Source organism: Phyllobacterium phragmitis, from assembly GCF_002980495.1.
Lineage (GTDB): Bacteria > Pseudomonadota > Alphaproteobacteria > Rhizobiales > Rhizobiaceae > Paramesorhizobium > Paramesorhizobium phragmitis.
In genome coordinates this window covers 1-255 of sequence record NZ_PVBR01000124.1, presented here as the reverse complement: position 1 = coordinate 255, position 255 = coordinate 1, and the positions used below count along the sequence as shown (strand labels likewise).

Here is a 255-nt window from a genome sequence, read left to right as displayed (position 1 = left end):
ACATCGCGCACCGTTTGGTTGTGCCCTGCTGTACGCAACCGACCCGCCAGTCCCGGTAGACCTCGTTGAGCGAGGACGCTCCGCCCGGGAGCGTCGAGCTACCGCCGGTCTGGGCCTGTGCCACCTCGAAGCGTTGCGGGGCCGGATCGCTGAACGCATCCGTCGCGGCCACGGCCTGGGTCGGATTGGAGATTGCGACACCCGGCGCGAGATAGAGGGCAGCGGTCGCGCCGATGAGGATGGTCGCAACCGTGG

Annotated in this window: 1 pseudogene; it reads right to left on the bottom strand. The window is 68.6% G+C overall.

Annotated elements, in window-relative coordinates:
• Positions 1 to 255 (bottom strand): annotated as a pseudogene (locus tag C5748_RS28735) (hypothetical protein); the annotation flags it as partial.